The following is a 1,548-nucleotide window of genomic DNA, read 5'->3' as shown; positions in this document are numbered from 1 at the left end:
CAACGGATTATTGATTTCTGTCCATCACTGGAGACTTTCTGGATATTTATGACTGTCGATCTTCGTCTTTTCTTCGTCCGTTTTTTGATTACTTTATATTACACTTTGACGTGCGGAAGGTGGGTTTGATAGCTTGTGTCCATAATTTACTATGCGATCGCGATAATACTTGATGTCCTGCTTGAGGAAAGATTACCATATTTTTGGGAACATCTAAATTTTGGTAGAGTTTTTTTACTTCAGTAATTGGCATAGTGCGATCGCGTTTTCCTGCTAAGATTAAAGTAGGACATTTAACGTCTTTGGCATATTCTCTTGGCTTGTGGGCAAAACCATTAAAACCATGTTGAATGCTACCCCAAAATACAATTAACTCTGCCATTGGAGAAGGGGGTAAAGATTCGTTTTTCAATCTGATTTTGACTGCTTTTAAAAGAGTGGTAAAAGGTAATTCCAAAATAATTGCATCGGGTTGGATATTGTGTTTAGAAATTGCTCTTAGAATAGCTGCACTACCCATGGATATACCATAAAGAATCACAGGCTTGTTTAAGTTTAATTGCTTTAAATAATTAACTGCTGCGACAACATCTTCAGCTTCTTCTACTCCAATAGTGCTTTTATTTCCGCTAGATGTACCTGCACCACGAAAATCTATTGTTAAAGTATCATATCCTAGATCGTTAAATACTTTAGCTGCATCCAATAACGAGCTTTTTGTGCCAATTTTGCCATGAAATAAAATTACAATTCCTTTCGTATTGGTTACTGATGATTTTATTAACCAACTATCTAGCCATTCATTATTATTAATCGGAATTTTGTGAGCAGGGTAAGAGCATCTCAAAACCTATTGACAAAAGGATTGTAGAACAGTCATCATATAGCTATCATTCATAGCTGCACGCTTCATTTTTTGACGCAGCGATCGTTTCAGACTCTTTTCTTGATTCAGGGCATTTAATGCCATACGTCGGAGTAGAGCCAAATTACGAGGGGAGTTGCCTGAACGGACGCGACAGTGATCCTCATTATGTCTTGGTGCGCGTTCCTTAGCGGAGGTTTCCTCCGCAGGGTCGCACCGCAAAGTTACGTCCAAAGTCCAATGGACTTGGTTTTCGATTCCCCAATGGGTGCGAATCGCATTGCCCAGATTCTGAGCGTCTGCTGGCAGAGAAGACCAGGGCAAACGCATCTTAAATTGAGCGAAAACAGATAATTGAAGAAAGAAAGGATAAAAGTCAAAAAAGAAGAGTAGTAGTATGAAGTGCTTCTTTTTAACGACGCGATCCCGAGTAAAAACATGATAAATTCAGTAAAATTAACAATTAATTTAAGACAGAATTAGTTCTTAGAATTGATGATATGATGACCCAATTATCAAACTTAATTTTGGCTATCTTTAGTCATGAAACTAAGATCAAAAACTACAATAGAAGAACATTTTTCATCTATCAAAGCTCCGAGATTAGATAGAACTAAGCTACATCAGTTGATTGATATTATTACTATTACTCTTTGTGCAGTAATTAGTGTCGCAGAAACCTG

General features: G+C 37.2%; 2 protein-coding genes and 1 pseudogene. 1 reads left to right on the top strand and 2 read right to left on the bottom strand.

The window, feature by feature from the left end; genetic code table 11:
- Positions 1-88: 88 nt before the first annotated feature.
- Together H1P_RS35460 and H1P_RS35455 are read right to left on the bottom strand one after the other, a co-directional pair.
- Positions 89-847 (bottom strand): alpha/beta hydrolase, encoded by a 759-nt coding sequence (locus tag H1P_RS35460; RefSeq protein ID WP_144876490.1) that lies wholly within the window; start codon positions 845-847, stop codon positions 89-91.
- Positions 848-850: 3 nt separating this feature from the next.
- Positions 851-1,180, bottom strand: a pseudogene (locus tag H1P_RS35455) (transposase); the annotation flags it as partial.
- Positions 1,181-1,408: 228 nt separating this feature from the next.
- On the opposite strand from H1P_RS35455, the gene H1P_RS35450 reads away from it, so the two are divergent.
- Positions 1,409-1,548, top strand: a 140-nt coding sequence (locus H1P_RS35450; protein WP_144876488.1) for a transposase family protein, incomplete at its 3' end; no start/stop codon positions are given.

The organism is Hyella patelloides LEGE 07179 (assembly GCF_900659865.1).
Classification (GTDB): Bacteria; Cyanobacteriota; Cyanobacteriia; order Cyanobacteriales; family Xenococcaceae; genus Hyella; species Hyella patelloides.
The sequence above is the reverse complement of the archived record's forward strand: the minus strand, read 5'-3'. Positions and strand labels throughout refer to the sequence as shown.